At 69.4% G+C, this 13,202-nt stretch carries 13 protein-coding genes; 10 read left to right on the top strand and 3 right to left on the bottom strand.

What is annotated here, in order from left to right:
* Nucleotides 1-87: 87 nt before the first annotated feature.
* The 3 genes from AC4EEV_RS07800 to AC4EEV_RS07790 all read left to right on the top strand — a co-directional run bounded on the left by AC4EEV_RS07800 (nucleotide 88) and on the right by AC4EEV_RS07790 (nucleotide 3,016).
* The gene (locus tag AC4EEV_RS07800) at nucleotides 88-1,464 is read left to right on the top strand and encodes a hypothetical protein (RefSeq protein WP_491330583.1); all 1,377 of its coding nucleotides are present in this window, start codon (nucleotides 88-90) and stop codon (nucleotides 1,462-1,464) included.
* An 83-nt stretch (nucleotides 1,465-1,547) separates the two neighbouring features.
* Complete coding sequence (gene nth, locus AC4EEV_RS07795; RefSeq protein WP_491330860.1) at nucleotides 1,548-2,342, top strand: endonuclease III; 795 nt, start codon at nucleotides 1,548-1,550, stop codon at nucleotides 2,340-2,342.
* Nucleotides 2,339-3,016, top strand: a complete 678-nt coding sequence (locus AC4EEV_RS07790; RefSeq protein WP_109045161.1) for an NUDIX hydrolase — start codon at nucleotides 2,339-2,341, stop codon at nucleotides 3,014-3,016. The genes nth and AC4EEV_RS07790 overlap by 4 nt, the downstream gene beginning before the upstream one ends.
* Before the next feature lie 3 nt (nucleotides 3,017-3,019).
* Here AC4EEV_RS07790 and AC4EEV_RS07785 read toward each other — a convergent pair whose 3' ends face one another.
* Both AC4EEV_RS07785 and AC4EEV_RS07780 read right to left on the bottom strand, forming a co-directional pair.
* Complete coding sequence (locus AC4EEV_RS07785; RefSeq protein WP_491330582.1) at nucleotides 3,020-3,208, bottom strand: YegP family protein; 189 nt, start codon at nucleotides 3,206-3,208, stop codon at nucleotides 3,020-3,022.
* Between the two features lie 152 nt (nucleotides 3,209-3,360).
* Nucleotides 3,361-5,094 (bottom strand): bifunctional 3'-5' exonuclease/DNA polymerase, encoded by a 1,734-nt coding sequence (locus AC4EEV_RS07780; protein ID WP_491330581.1) that lies wholly within the window; start codon nucleotides 5,092-5,094, stop codon nucleotides 3,361-3,363.
* A gap of 101 nt (nucleotides 5,095-5,195) precedes the next feature.
* On the opposite strand from AC4EEV_RS07780, the gene ssd reads away from it, so the two are divergent.
* The 7 genes from ssd (at nucleotide 5,196) to AC4EEV_RS07745 (ending at nucleotide 10,664) form a co-directional block, all read left to right on the top strand.
* Nucleotides 5,196-6,395: a septum site-determining protein Ssd gene (ssd, locus tag AC4EEV_RS07775; protein WP_491330580.1), complete on the top strand. Its 1,200-nt coding sequence runs from the start codon at nucleotides 5,196-5,198 to the stop codon at nucleotides 6,393-6,395.
* A complete protein-coding gene (locus AC4EEV_RS07770) occupies nucleotides 6,392-7,696 on the top strand; it encodes a TadA family conjugal transfer-associated ATPase (protein ID WP_018761839.1) in 1,305 nt (434 codons plus the stop codon). Before ssd ends, AC4EEV_RS07770 begins: the two co-directional genes overlap by 4 nt.
* Complete coding sequence (locus tag AC4EEV_RS07765) at nucleotides 7,693-8,490, top strand: type II secretion system F family protein (RefSeq protein ID WP_018761838.1); 798 nt, start codon at nucleotides 7,693-7,695, stop codon at nucleotides 8,488-8,490. The genes AC4EEV_RS07770 and AC4EEV_RS07765 overlap by 4 nt, the downstream gene beginning before the upstream one ends.
* Nucleotides 8,487-9,095 (top strand): type II secretion system F family protein, encoded by a 609-nt coding sequence (locus AC4EEV_RS07760; RefSeq protein WP_018761837.1) that lies wholly within the window; start codon nucleotides 8,487-8,489, stop codon nucleotides 9,093-9,095. Before AC4EEV_RS07765 ends, AC4EEV_RS07760 begins: the two co-directional genes overlap by 4 nt.
* 161 nt (nucleotides 9,096-9,256) lie before the next feature.
* On the top strand, nucleotides 9,257-9,637 hold the full coding sequence (locus AC4EEV_RS07755) for a DUF4244 domain-containing protein (RefSeq protein WP_018761836.1): 381 nt from the start codon (nucleotides 9,257-9,259) through the stop codon (nucleotides 9,635-9,637).
* The gene (locus AC4EEV_RS07750; RefSeq protein ID WP_240617739.1) at nucleotides 9,634-10,206 is read left to right on the top strand and encodes a TadE family type IV pilus minor pilin; all 573 of its coding nucleotides are present in this window, start codon (nucleotides 9,634-9,636) and stop codon (nucleotides 10,204-10,206) included. The genes AC4EEV_RS07755 and AC4EEV_RS07750 overlap by 4 nt, the downstream gene beginning before the upstream one ends.
* Before the next feature lie 74 nt (nucleotides 10,207-10,280).
* Nucleotides 10,281-10,664 (top strand): Rv3654c family TadE-like protein, encoded by a 384-nt coding sequence (locus AC4EEV_RS07745; RefSeq protein WP_109045376.1) that lies wholly within the window; start codon nucleotides 10,281-10,283, stop codon nucleotides 10,662-10,664.
* Between the two features lie 122 nt (nucleotides 10,665-10,786).
* Here the strand turns inward: AC4EEV_RS07745 and AC4EEV_RS07740 are convergent, their stop codons facing one another.
* Nucleotides 10,787-13,162 carry a DEAD/DEAH box helicase gene (locus tag AC4EEV_RS07740; protein WP_491330579.1) on the bottom strand — a complete coding sequence of 792 codons (2,376 nt, stop codon included), beginning with the start codon at nucleotides 13,160-13,162 and terminating at the stop codon, nucleotides 10,787-10,789.
* Between the last annotated feature and the right edge of the window lie 40 nt (nucleotides 13,163-13,202).

Genomic DNA, 13,202 nt, shown 5'->3' with positions numbered 1-13,202 from the left:
GTGCCGGGCCGGAGCCGGACCGCATGTCAAGACGGCACAGTTTTCGGGTCCGCACGGGCCCGGTGCCGCCACGCTAAGGAGAGCAGAATGAACCAGCAGAGCTTCGGCCAGCGAACGGCCCCGCACACCCAAGCGGGACCCGGCGGCTCCGGGTCAGCCGGGGGACCAGGCAACCAAAACCTTGCCGGCAGCACCGCTGCAGCTCAGAAGGCGGCCGCGGGGAAGATTGACCCGAACGCCAACCAGGCAGTGCTCGGTCCGTTCACGGTACGCGACCTTGCAGTTTTCGCCGGCACCCTGATCCTTTTCGTCGCATCCCTGCTGCCACTGTTCGGCGCCCGCTACAACCTGTGGAACCTCAACAACCTGTTCTTCCTGGGGCTGGGCATCATCCTGCCGCTGATCGCCAGCGCGCTGTTCGCTGCACGCCGCCTGGTGCCGGGCACTAAAATCCGGGTGGGGTCGCTGTCTATCGACCAGTTCGCCTCGGTAGTGGCCTCCTTCGCCGTCGCCTTTTTCTTCCTGTCGGTTGCCGGCGCCTATGCCACCAGCCTGCTGGTGGGCCTGATCGGCTCCCTCGTCCTGTTCGCCTCCACGGTCCTCGGCCGCTTCATCCCCTACCTCGCCGGTGATTTCAAAGGCCGGGCCGATGAACCGGCCCATATCGTGGCGCGCGAAGCCGCTGTGCCGGTGCGGAAGCCCCGCGCCCCCAAGCCAGCAAAGCCGGAGTCCGGCTCCGCCCAGTCCAAGACCGGGTTCGGACTCAAGGGTGCAGGCGTCTTTGGCAGCGGAGGCGCCGGGTCATCCGCGATCCAGCCGGGAGGCGCCAGCCACGAACCTGCCGGCAGCGGGCAGCCGCCCGCCACGGCCGCCGTGCCCGCCTCGGCTGCTGCAGCGCCTGCCCCTGCTCCTTCCGGCTCGGCACCTGCTCCTTCCGCGCCGGCATCCTCCACTCCGGTGTCCACCGCACCGGAGGTCTTGGACCGTACCCCCGAGGTGGATGCCGGGCCGCCCACCCAGGCAGCCGACGTCGTCCGTCCTGCTGCGACGCCCGCGGCGGAGGAAACCCAGGCAGCCGACGTCGTCCGTCCCGCAGCGACGCCCGCGGCGGAGGAAACGCGCGCAGCCGCTGCTCCGGCGGCGGGTGCCCCGCAGCCGGCCTGGGAGCCACCGGCCGCCACCGCGGTGCACCAGCAGGTCCGGCCCGAAGAGCCCATCGGCGCAACCGTGGACCCCACTGCCCGCCACGACGAGGCGGACGCACAGCCTGCCCACGAGGCCTTCTGGTTTGCCGTGGCGCAGCACCGCACCGCCTTTGATCCCCGGACCGGGGCGCCTGCCTTCGTCATCGAACCCGGCGGGTGGGTGCTGGCACTGGAAGACCGCGGACACGAGTTCCTGGTCCAGCACACTGACGGCCGGCTGGGTATCCTGCGCGACCTCAGCAACATCGAGCGCGGCTGACGCCCATGGCCGGGCTGCCTGCGGCCATGCCCGGCGGGAACGACCCCGCCGGGCAAACCGCGAACAAAGACCAGGTTCCCGGCATGCCCGTGGTCCCGGCCGAATCCTTGCTGGCACTGAAACGGCGGGCGCGGCGCATCCACAAGGCGCTGGCGGAAAAATACCCCTACGCCCACGCGGAGCTCGATTTCCGCAACCCCTTCGAACTGCTCGTGGCAACCGTGCTGTCCGCCCAGACCACGGATGTCACCGTCAACCAGGTCACCAAAGTGTTGTTCGCGCGCTGGCCTGACGCCCGTTCCCTGGCGGAAGCGGATCCGGTGGAGCTGGAAACCATCCTTAAGCCCACCGGATTCTTCCGGGCCAAAGCCAAGAACGTCCTCGCGCTGTGCACGCGCCTTGTGGACGACTTCGACGGCGAGGTTCCGGGCCGCATGAAGGACCTGGTCACATTGCCCGGCGTCGGACGAAAGACGGCCAACGTCGTGCTGGGCAACGCCTTCGGCGTCCCGGGTATCTCCGTGGACACCCACTTCGCCCGCCTCACCAAGCGGTTCGGCTGGACGCAGTCGGAGGATCCCGTACAGATCGAACAGGACGTGGCAAGGCTCTTCGAGCGCAAGGACTGGACCATGCTGTCCCACCGGGTCATCTTCCACGGCCGGCGCGTATGCCACGCCCGCAAGCCGGCCTGCGGTGCCTGCCCCGTGGCCAACTGGTGCCCCTCCTACGGCATGGGAGAGACGGACCCGGCCAAGGCCGCCAAGCTCCTGAAATATGAGCTGGCGCCCGGCAGCGAAGCCCTGCTGGAGCAGTACCTGTCAGAGCAGCACCGGGCCGCCGAGATCCGGATGGCGTCCCAGGTGAGGACCCCGTGAGCGCGCGCGAAGACCTCGCCAGGCTGGTCCGGCAGGCCGAATCGGGAACCGCCGGCCCCCCGGACCCGCGCTGGGCGGCGCTGACCGTGGATGTAGAGCGCGCCCGCAGGGCCGCCGTCCTCATGCTTTTCGGCGTGCTCGACGACGTCCCCGCGGCGTCCGGCAAGCCGTTGGCCGCGGCCGACCTGGACGTCCTTCTCCTGGAACGGGCCCATACCCTGGGGTCCCACCCGGGGCAGGTGGCGTTCCCCGGCGGCAGCATCGACCGGGACGAGACACCCGTGGCGGCTGCGCTGAGGGAGGCCGAGGAGGAAACCGGGCTGGACTCGGCCGGCGTGGAGGTCCTGGGCACCCTCCAGGAGTTGGGCCTGGCGCACAGCAACTTCCTGGTGACGCCGGTCCTCGCCTGGTGGCATGCTCCGTCGCCGGTCCGGGTGGTGGACTACGGTGAATCAGCCCAAGTGTTCCGCGTCCCGGTCCGGGACCTGCTGGACCCCGACAACCGGGTGATGGCCACCGTCCACCGGGCAGGCCGCACGTTCGACAGCCCGGCCTTCACCGTCAACGGCGTGCTGGTATGGGGGTTCACCGGCATTGTGCTCAGCGGGCTGTTCGACCAGCTCGGCTGGTCCGTCCCGTGGGACCGGAACCGGCTGCACCCGGTAGCGGTTTAGGCGTCAGGCCTGCCGGCGCAAGTCCACGACAATGCCCGTGGCGGCATTCTCCCGCATTGCCTTGATGCCGTCCCGCAGCGTCGTCAGGGATGGAAAAGTCGGAGAAACCGCGACGATATTCCCTTCGGCGTCTGTAAGCCGCAGCCGGTAGGACTCGTCCCCAACACGGTGTATTTCAAATCTTCCCGCCATGGACGGGGACCTCCCTGGTATGCGTCGTTGCATCAGTGACCGGATCTGCTTCAGCCATTTTGACTGTAACCGCCGTCACCGCACCCGTCGAGCTACCGCCCGGTAGGTTACTTTGCGTCTCAAAGGCGTGTTTTTGCCGAACCTCAGGCGACCTATTTGGCACGGTCGTAGGAATCCACCACGGCAAGGCTCACCGGAAACTCCACCGGTATTGGGCCAAACAACAGTTCCCTGGCGGCGCTGGCCGCTTCCTCGATGGCGGCGATGCACGCCTCCACCCGCCCTGCCGGCGCGTGCACCATCACTTCGTCGTGGAGGAAGAACACCAGCTCGGGCCGGCCGGCCCCGCTCCCCACCGCGCCGTCAGCCCGCAAGGTGCGCAACCGTCGTCGTAATTCCGCCAGCCAGCACGCCGCCCAGTCCGCCGCCGAGCCCTGGACCACGAAGTTCCGCGTGAAACGGCCCCGTGACCGGGCGATCGACTCAGCCCGCCGTTGCTCCTCCGCTGTCGACGAACGCTGGCTTTGGTACCAGCGCTCGGACGGGGGAGGGCTGCTCCGGCCCAGCCTGGTAGTGACCGTTCCACCGGCTTCGCCCGCACGTGCAGCCCGCTCCACGAAGTCGACGGCGCGGGGATAGATGCGCGCCAGCTGCGGCATCAGCCGGCCTGCTTCACCGGACGTGGCACCATACATTGCGCCCAGCAGCGCCATCTTCGCCTTGGCCCGGTCCCCGCCGAATCCCTTGGCGGCAATGCCGGCATAGAGGTCCTGGTCCCGGGCCGCTTCCGCCATGGACGAGTCCTGTGCGAGGGCCGCCAGAACCCGGGGTTCGAGCTGCGAGGCGTCCGCAACGATGAGCTTGTGGCCGGGATCGGCGTGCACGGCACCGCGGACCTGGCGTGGAATCTGCAGGGCGCCGCCGCCGCGGGAAGCCCAGCGGCCCGAGACCACGCCACCCACGACGTATTCCGGCCGGAACCGGCCGCCGTCCACCCAGGCATCCAACCAGGACCAACCGTTGGCCGTGTGCAGCCGGGACAGGCTCTTGTACTCCAGCAGCGGCTCAATGACCGGGTGGCTGGACTCCCTCAGCTCCCATTTCCGGGTGCTCTTCACCTCGATTCCGTTGCGGTGCAGGGCCCGCATCAAGTCCTGCGGCGAATCCGGATTGAGTCCGGGAGCGTTGAGCAGGCCACGCAGTTCCGCCGCCAACGCTTCGAGCCTGGGCGGACGCTGTCCGGCGGCGGGCCGGGGCCCCAGGTGGCCTGACAGGATGTGTTCGTGCAGGTCTTCGCGCCAGGGGACGCCAGTATGCTGCATCTCCGCAGCCACCATGGCGCCCGCTGACTCCGCCGCCAGCAGCAGCTGGAGCCGGTTCCGGCGGTTTTCCGCCGTGTCCACCGCAGCCATGGCGGCCTGCTGGGCCGAGTATTCGGCTCGTAGCTCTTCCAGGGACACGCCGGGCGCGGCACCGGCGTTGGGGTCTTCGAACAATGCGCCCTGGTCCGCCGGGGGACGCGGCGGCAGCAGTGCCTTCGGGGGCAGCATCGGATCCTCCACGGGGACCCGGTCCGTGTTCCGGGCATACTCCGTGTGCGCGCTGAACTGCGAAAAGGCCAGGATGTTGCCGCAGAGGCTGACGTCATAGCAACGCTCCACCTCCACCCCGGATTTGAGCAGTGCCGGATACCAGTCCTGCGTCCGGTGCCAAATCCAGCGGGGCGGCTGGCCGCCGGGGCGCCGGGCTTCCAGGTCGCGGACGACGGCGGCAAGGTCCGTCAGTGCCACGGGCCGGGGTTCCGGGTTGGCCGGTTCGGGATGTCCCGCCTGCGTCAGTTGCTGGAGTACCGCGCCGCGGGAATGGGCGGCGAGCAGCAGGTACATGCTCCAATTCTGCCCTGTCCGCGGAGCTGCCCCGACGCACGTTGTCCACATACAGGATTTCCTGCCTACTCCACGGGTCGGGATGTGGACAGAGTGGCTCCATGAGCAGGCACCAGCTGAACGCACCCCGGTCCGGCCCGGGACATTCCGGGGCACCTTCGCGGCGGCCGCCGGACGGGGAAGCAGGCCCGACTGTTGGGTCAGCCGATGGGAGGGACGTACGAGGCGCGGCCTGGCTGCCGGATGGGTCCGGTGAAGTATTGCTGGTCACCGCCTCCGGGGTACTGCGTTCCGAGGTGGAGCGCATCGTGGCGGCCGCGGGGGCGCACTTGCGTGTTGTCCCCGATGCCGTCGAAGCCGGGCGGCACTGGGATACCGCGGCAGCAGTCCTTGTGGGCAGCGATGTGCGGGAACTGCCGCCGCGCAGACGCACGCCGGCGGTCATGGTTGGCCTGGACGGTGAAGGGGACAGCCTCTGGCACCTCGCCGCCGCCCTGGGGGCGGAACGCGTTGCCGTACTACCGGACGCCGCGGCCTGGCTGGCAGACCACCTCAGCCGGTCCCGCTCACCGGGTCCGGGTGGAGTGGTCCTGGGCATCACGGGCGGGTGCGGCGGGGCAGGGGCCACCACGGCTGCCATCTGGATTGCGCAGGCAGCCGCCCGGCTCGGTGTGCGCGTCCTGATGGTTGACGGCGATCCCTGGGGCGGGGGACTTGAACTTGCGCTCGCCGCGGAGGACAATCCTGGCCTCCGCTGGCCGGACCTCGCCGAGGCCAGGGGCAGCATCGACCCCGTGCAGCTGGTGGATTCCCTGCCTGCGGCGGGAGGGTTGTCCTTCCTCTCGTGGCCTGCCACCCGGGAGCAACCGCTGCCGGTCCCCGCCGCTGCCATGGCCGGGGTCCTCGACGCCGCCCGCCGTGGCTACGAACTGGTGGTGGTCGATGTGGGGCGGGGTGCAGGGCCGCTGACCACGGTGGCGTGGGACTGCGACCGGATCATGGTGGTGGTCCCGGCCCAACTCAAGGCGGCGGTGGCAACCGTGCGACTGCTCCAGGAGCTTCCCCCGGTCGAGGCGGCACTGCTGGTCCGCGGGCGTTCGGGCGCCGCGTTGGACAGTTCACTGATCGCCGACGCCGTCGGGCTGCCGGTGCATGGCAGGATCCCTGAACTGCGCGCCGTACCAGGTGCCACGGAAGCGGGCCGCCTGCTGGACTTGGGGAAGCGGCGCAACATCCGGCGCTTCGCCGCCGCCGCCCTCGATTGGCTGGGCGATGACCTGTACGCGGGGGACGTGGCATGAGGCACCCGCAGGGAACTCCCGGAATCATTGGGCGGGATCCGGGCAGCGGGGCGGCGCAAGGAAACGCCGGCGCCCGGCGGAGCGCCCGGATCCTGGAAACCAACCAGGCAGGCCGCTCCTGGCGGTCGCGGGATGCAGCAGGGACCGGAAGGGCAGTGGACGCCGGCCTGCTGGAGTCGGTCCGCGAGTCGATGATGGCCGAGGCAGGGGCCGTGACGCCTTCACGGGTTGCCGCGGCGGTCCAGGCCACCGGCAAGCTGCTGGGTACCGCCGGTTCGCTGGCAGCAGTAGAGCGGATCAGCGCCGAACTCAACGGCCTGGGCCCGCTTCAGGAACTCACCCGGGATCCGGCCGTCACGGACATTTTCGTGAACGAGCCGGGTTCTGTCTGGGTGGACCGGGGACATGGCATCGAGCGGGTTTCCGTCCGGTTCGCCGATGAAGCCCAGGTGCGGGCACTGGCCGGCAGGCTTGTGGCTGCAGGTGGCCGTCGCCTGGATGACGGCTCGCCGTGCGTCGATGTAAGGCTTGCCGGCGGCTACCGTGTCCACGCCGTGTTGCCGCCGGTTTCCACGTCCGGGACGCTCCTGAGCATCCGGATCCGCCGGGAGCAGGTGTTCACCATGGCGGAGCTTCGGGCCGCCGGAATGTTCGGCGCGCGGGTGCAGGCAGTGCTGGAGGCCGTGGTGGCCAGGAGGTTAAGCTTCCTGGTCAGCGGGGCCACCGGTTCCGGCAAGACCACGCTGCTGTCCACGTTGTTGGGATTGTGTGCGCCGGACGAACGCCTCGTCCTGATCGAGGATGCGTCCGAGCTCAACCCGGTCCACCCGCACGTGGTGGCCCTTGAATCGCGTCATGGAAACCTTGAAGGCGGGGGAGCCGTGGACCTGGGGGAACTCGTCAGGCAGGCCCTGCGCATGCGCCCGGACCGCCTGGTGGTGGGCGAGTGCCGGGGGCCCGAAGTGCGCGAGCTCCTCACCGCGATGAACACCGGCCACAGCGGTGGCGGCGGAACCATCCATGCCAACACCGCAACGGCGGTGCCGGCCAGGCTCACAGCACTCGGGGCCCTCGCCGGATTGGGACCGGAGGCCGTGCGGCTCCAGGCTGCCAGCGCGCTGGACGTGGTCATCCACCTCGGCCGGACGCCCCGGGGCAGGGAAGTCCTCTGTGTGGGACTCCTCGGCGACGGTCCCGAGGGCCTAGGCGTGGTGCCGGCCGTCGAGGAATCCGGAAAGCCGGGTCCGGCGTGGCCTGCGCTGGCTGCCCGGTTGGGGCTGGATTCCGGGGAAGCCCTGTGACACTCTTCCTGGCGGCGCTCCTTTGCACCGCCGCGCTGCTCCTCAAACCGCCGCTGCGTGCGCCGGCGAGGCTGCGTTCCGTGGCGCGGAATTCCCCGGGTGCGCAACGAACCACCAGGCGCACGATGGTGCCGTGGTCCCGGCGCGCCGGCCGCGACTCTGTCGGTAAACGCGGAATGGGCCTGACCCTGGTGGTGCAGCAATTGGCGGCGCTGCTCAGGGGCGGAAGGACGCCCGCCCGGCTGTGGGATGAACTGTGGACCGTGTACGGCGTCCCCGGCGGCCAAGAGCAGCGGCTCCAGGACGCCGCACGCTCCCTGGGCCCCGTACTGTCGAGGGGGTCAACCACAGTCCTCGCATCAGCGCGTGCAGCCGCGGCTACCGGAGCTCCCGTGTCCGAGGCCATCCGTCGGGTGCTTCCCACGGCATTTCCGGGCCGGGACCGTGAAGCCGGAACATGGTCCGAGCTGGCGGCCTGCCTCGATATCGCTGAAGCCAGTGGATGCCCGCTCGCTGACGTGCTGACCAGGTTCGCGGCCCAGCTGGAGGCCGCGGAGGACGCCGACGCCGCCAGGCAGACGGCCCTCGCCGGGCCTAAGGCCACGGTCCGCCTGCTGACCTGGCTTCCGTTGATGGGACTCGGCCTGGGCGCAGCCTTGGGGGTCGATCCGGTGGCCACGCTGCTGGGCACTCCGCTGGGACTGGCAGCGCTGGCAGGCGGCGTAGTCCTTACCATGGCCGGCCGGGTGTGGTCCGCCCGGCTCGTTTCGGCCGCCGCGGAGTCAGGGCCATGATGCCGGAATGGGGCCACGGGCCGGCCCTGTTCCTGCTCCTCGCCATGGCTGCCTGGTTGTCGTGCTCGGGCCGCAGCCGGTCACGCCAACGCCTGCGGCAGCTTAACCTGGACACCCCGCGGGAGAACCACCGCCAGGCGGCTGCGCGGACCGAAAACCGCTGTGCCCGCGGCCTCAAGGACACGGCCATGATGCTCGAACTCGTGGCGGCAATGCTGGATGCCGGCGCCGGAATCGGACGTTCGCTGGAACTGGTGGCCGCTTCCGCAGCTCCCCACTACCGGGACTCGCTGCGTCCTGTGGTCTCCGCGTTGGCCATCGGCGCCGACTGGGAGACGGCGTGGCGCAGCTCCGCGGTACGGCTCCCGGAGGTCCTGGAGCTTCGGGATGCCCTGGGGTTTGCCGCGCTGACCGGCGCACCCTCGTCCGCGATCCTGTATGCGCAGGCTGCAAGGCTTCGGCGGGAGAGATTCCGTGCCGCAGAAAAACGCGCCGCGTCGCTCGGCGTGAAGCTGGTGGTCCCGCTGGGCCTTTGCTCGCTGCCGGCCTTCATCTGCCTGGGCGTCGTCCCGGTGCTGCTTGCCTTGGTTCCATCCGGTTCCTAGACCTCCGGCCGGATACCCCGGCGCCTCTGTCCTTTCCTCCACAAGCTGGCGGCGGCCCGGCTTTTCCACTTAGCCCACCCCACCCCTTACCGGCCGCAGCGCCGGCGGGAAGAGTCGAGACAGCCGGGAAACACCCCGGCAGACCCGCGAAAGGAAAACACATGTCCATCCACCACCACCGCTGCTCCGCCGGAACCCCTGCGCTCGCCGACTCCGCCACGGCCGGCACCTCACCCGGCGGTCAAGGGTTCGCCACCGGCGGTACCGGGCACGCTTCCGCGCCCATCGCTTCTGCCAGGCATGGCGCAGCGGCCGCAGACGGTAATGTCGTTGAGCTTTACCCGGGATCGGATCCATTCCGGCATGGGAACCGGCGCAGGGCCGGGCTGCTGGGCTCTGAGGCAGGTATGGCCACGGCGGAATATGCCATCGCCACCCTGGCCGCTGTCGGCTTCGCCGGGCTGCTCGTGTTCATCCTTCGCAGTGATGAAGTCCGCGGCTTCCTGCTGAACCTGATCCGGACCGCGCTGGCGTTGCCGTGACCGGCTCCCATGCGCCGGGCACTGCCGATTCACCCGACACGCCCCATGCACCGGGCAGGACCCGTTCGCCGGACAAACCCCAGGCAGCGGGCAACACCAGTTCGCAGGACCCGCCCCATGCGCCGGACAAACACAATGTACCGGGCACTGCCGATGTGTCGCCCAGGGGGATGGCCAGGGGCGCGGTCACAGCAGAGTTCGCCGTGGCGCTGCCGGCGGTACTGGCGCTGCTTGCCATGCTGCTGGCCGGAGCCGCCGCAGGTATGACGCAACTGCGGATCGAAGAAGGAGCCCGCGCCGGGGCGCGGGCCCTGGCCCGAGGCGAAGACCCCGGCGCCGTGCAACATACAGTCAGGACCCTTGCCGGCGACTCGGCGGCCGCGTCCATTGCGGCCGACGGCGAATGGTTCAGCATCACCGTCACCGACCATGTGTCCGGACCCCTGGGAGCGTCCATTCCGTGGACCCTCACCGCACGCGCGTCGACGCGGAGTGAGTCGCCGGGAACCGGTGGCGCAGACGGGACCCGCAACGGCAGCGGCCTGACCGATGGAAAGGGAAACCGGTGACGGGGATGGAAACGTGCCTCCCAGCAAAGGTCCGCGCGTGCCGCCCAGCCTCAAGGGAGTGCCCAGCCGACAGGCTGGGTCGCCTTGGCGGTTCGTCCAGCTGGACGGGTGCGCACGATGGCCGGGAGCGCGGCTCCGGAACGGTCATGGCGGCAGGGCTCGCGCTGGTGGTCATGACAGCCATGGCCGTCATGCTCTTGCTCGCCCAGTCGGCCGTGCTGGCCAGCCGGGCGGCTGCAGCCGCGGACTTGGCAGCCCTCGCAGCGGCCGACGCCCTCCGCGGCATCACCACCGGGGAACCCTGCATGGTTGCCTCAGAGGTATCGGGCCGCCATGCCGCCACAGTGATCAGTTGCGTGGAAGGTGCCGGGCAGACGATTGACGTGCGGACCGAGCTTAACGAACGGTCGCTCCTGGGCGCCGCCACGGGACATGCACGGGCCGGGCCACCTCCGTGAGGAGATGCCATGGGGGGCGGCGCACGGGACTGTCCACGCCGCGCCGCACATCCTTCAGCCTGCAGGTCCTTCAGTCCCCACGTTCTTCAGCCCTGCACGTCCTTCCGACCGGCACGTTCCGCTCAGCTCCTGGCGTCCAGCACCTCCCGGCTGGCTTCCGAGGCGTCCTTGAGCAGGACATCCAGCAGGGTTACCGCCGCGGCCTTGTCCAACGGGTTGTTCTTATTGCCGCACTTGGGCGACTGGACACAGGACGGGCAGCCGGTGTCACACTCGCAGGCCTTGATGGCGTCCCGCGTGGCCGCCAGCCACACCACGGCCTTGTCGAACCCCCGTTCGGCGAACCCGGCGCCCCCGGGGTGCCCGTCATACACAAAGATGGTGGGCACCCCGGTATCGGCGTGCAGTGCGGTTGAGACCCCGCCGATATCCCACCGGTCGCTGGAAGCCACCAGGGGAAGAAGCCCTATTGCCGCGTGTTCGGCAGCGTGCAAGGCACCCGGGAACTGTGCCTCGATCAGTCCCGCCGCCGTCAGGGAACGGTTCTCCACCACGAACCACACCGCTTTGGTGAAAAGGTCGCGTGCGCCCAGCTCCAACGGTTCCTCGCCCAGCACCTCATTGGAAATCAGTGCCTTGCGCTGGAAGGAAACCACCTGGGTGGTGACCTTTACGTCGCCGAAGTGGACCGTCACGTCACCCCACTGCATGGTTCGCTGGGTCTCCAGCACCTCGATCTGGGTCACGTCCCGCGCGGTCGTGTAATAGTCCGGGTTGGCGCGCCGCACCATGACGCAGTGGTCGTCTTCGTTGAGGTCCTCCACCACATAGGTGTCGCCCTGGTGGACGTACACCGCCCCGGTGTGCGCCTGGTAGTGGGTCTGCGGCGAGTCCATGGTTCCCAGGAGCGAACCGGTCTCGGCGTCCACGATGCTGACGGGTCCCCCTCCGTCCGCCCGGAGGTTGACCATGGCGGCGGCACTCTGCGAATGGGTCCAGAACCAGCCGGCCGGCCGGCGCCGGAGGTAGCCCTGTGCCACCAGCCGGTCCAGGAGCATCTCTGCGGTATCGCCGAAGAGATCGAGCTCCGCCGGTCCCAGCGGCAGTTCAGCGGCAGCGGCGCACAGATGCGGCCCCAGGACGTAGGGATTGGACGGGTCAAAGACTGTTGCTTCCACTGAAACGTCGAAGATGGCTTCGGGATGGTTCACCAGGTAGGTATCCAGGGGGTCATCGCTTGCCACGAAAGCCGCAATCGCATCCTGGCCGGCGCGGCCCGCCCTGCCGATCTGCTGGAACAGCGAGGCCCGCGTCCCGGGCCACCCGGCCACCAGGACCGCATCAAGGCCGGAAATGTCGATCCCCAGCTCCAGGGCCGACGTACTGGAAACACCCAGCAACTGGCCGGAACGCAACGCCTTCTCCACCGCCCGGCGTTCCTCCGGCAGGTAGCCCGAGCGGTACGCGGCCACCCGTTGCGGCAGGCCCGGATCCACCTCGTCAAGGAGCCGTTTGGTAATGGCGGAGATGGTTTCCGCGCCACGTCGTGACTTGATGAACGCGATGGTGCGGATCTGCGCGGACACCAGGTTGGCCAGCAGGTCAGAGGTCTCCGCCACGGCCGTCCGTCGTTCCTTGGCACCGTTCTCGCCGCGGACGTCCGTCAGCGCCGGTTCCCAGAGTGCCACCGTGGTGGCACCGTGGGGCGAGCAATCGCGGGACACCGCAGTGACGGGGGCGCCAATGAGGCGCGCGAAGGAGACGTCAGGCTCCGACGCCGTGGCCGATGCCGCAATGAACACCGGCTCCGGGTACGACGATCCTGCCCCGTAGTAGGCGCAGATCCGGCGCAGCCGCCGCATCAGGTTGGCCACATGGGAGCCGAACACGCCACGGTAACTGTGCGCCTCATCGACGATGACATAGCGCAACCGGCGGAAGAACGACGCCCACCACGCGTGGTTGGGGAGGATGCCGAAGTGCAGCATGTCTGGGTTGGCCAGGATGAAGTTCGCGTGGTCCCGGATCCAGCGGCGGGCAGCGGGATCGGTATCCCCGTCGTAGGTCTCCGCCCGGACCGTAGGGAGTTTCAAAGCCCGGATGGCGTTCAACTGGTCCGCCGCCAGTGCCTTGGTGGGGGAGAGGTACAGCGTCACGGCGCCGTCGGCGTGGATCTTCCCCGGGTCGGCCAGCACACGCAACTCCGACCGGTGGATCGCGTCCAGCGCCGGCAACTGGTACGCCAGCGATTTCCCCGACGCGGTTCCGGTGGCCACCACCACGTGCTTCCCCTCATGGGCGGCGTTGGCTGCCTCCACCTGGTGGCGGTACGGCTCCCGGATGCCGAGCGAGCCGTATGCCTCAACGAGGTCCGGGTGCATCCATTCAGGCCAAGGCTCGTGGACCGCCTCCCGCGCAGGGATGGTGCGGACATGACGGAGCTGTTCCGGTTCCGGGCCGCGGCCCAGGAGGGGAATCAGGGAGTCATGGGGGGTCACCCCACCATTCTTCCACCCGGCACCAAGCCGGAGGGCAGCG

The sequence above is a fragment of the Pseudarthrobacter sp. MOO14 genome (genome assembly GCF_058267675.1).
This window is presented reverse-complemented; position numbering and strand designations above follow the sequence as displayed.

What these genes read in the sequence shown, in the direction of transcription:
- AC4EEV_RS07755 (WP_018761836.1), top strand. Translation starts at nt 9,257, where the DNA reads ATGTCCATCCACCACCACCGCTGCTCCGCCGGAACCCCTGCGCTCGCC.
- ssd (WP_491330580.1), top strand. Translation starts at nt 5,196, where the DNA reads ATGAGCAGGCACCAGCTGAACGCACCCCGGTCCGGCCCGGGACATTCC.
- AC4EEV_RS07770 (WP_018761839.1), top strand. Translation starts at nt 6,392, where the DNA reads ATGAGGCACCCGCAGGGAACTCCCGGAATCATTGGGCGGGATCCGGGC.
- AC4EEV_RS07760 (WP_018761837.1), top strand. Translation starts at nt 8,487, where the DNA reads ATGATGCCGGAATGGGGCCACGGGCCGGCCCTGTTCCTGCTCCTCGCC.
- AC4EEV_RS07785 (WP_491330582.1), bottom strand. Translation starts at nt 3,208, where the DNA reads ATGGCGGGAAGATTTGAAATACACCGTGTTGGGGACGAGTCCTACCGG.
- nth (WP_491330860.1), top strand. Translation starts at nt 1,548, where the DNA reads ATGCCCGTGGTCCCGGCCGAATCCTTGCTGGCACTGAAACGGCGGGCG.
- AC4EEV_RS07780 (WP_491330581.1), bottom strand. Translation starts at nt 5,094, where the DNA reads ATGTACCTGCTGCTCGCCGCCCATTCCCGCGGCGCGGTACTCCAGCAA.
- AC4EEV_RS07800 (WP_491330583.1), top strand. Translation starts at nt 88, where the DNA reads ATGAACCAGCAGAGCTTCGGCCAGCGAACGGCCCCGCACACCCAAGCG.